The sequence below is a fragment of the Arthrobacter sp. 18067 genome (assembly GCF_902706295.1).
GTDB lineage: Bacteria > Actinomycetota > Actinomycetes > Actinomycetales > Micrococcaceae > Arthrobacter.
Genome location: NZ_CACSJJ010000101.1, coordinates 1 through 406 on the forward strand (window position 1 = coordinate 1; position 406 = coordinate 406).

1 protein-coding gene is annotated in these 406 nt (G+C 68.0%); it reads left to right on the top strand.

Going from position 1 to position 406, the window contains the following annotated elements; all coding sequences use genetic code 11:
• Positions 1-406: zeta toxin family protein (locus tag GVL04_RS24270; RefSeq protein ID WP_200846970.1), on the top strand; the 406-nt coding region annotated here is incomplete at both ends.

Below are 406 nucleotides of genomic sequence, written 5' to 3' on the forward strand. Positions count from 1 at the left end.
GTCGTGCGCGACGAGCTGACCGCGGTGATGGGTGCCGAGGCCAGCGACCTGAACCTCAATGTGCCCGCTCCGGCCATCATCCTGATGGCGGGCCTGCAGGGCGCCGGCAAGACCACCACGGTGGGCAAGCTGGCCAAGCACCTGAAGGAAAAGCGCAAGAAGAAGGTGATGGTGGTTTCGGCCGACGTCTACCGCCCGGCCGCGATCGAGCAGCTGAAGCCCCTGGCCGAGCAGGTCGGCGTGCTGTTCTTCCCGTCCAGCGCCGACCAGAAGCCGGAGGCCATCGTCCGCGCCGCCATCGACGACGCGCGCAAGTCGTTCGTCGACGTGCTGCTGGTCGATACCGCCGGCCGCCTGGCCATCGACGAAGCGATGATGGCCGAGATCAAGGCCCTGCACGCTGCCG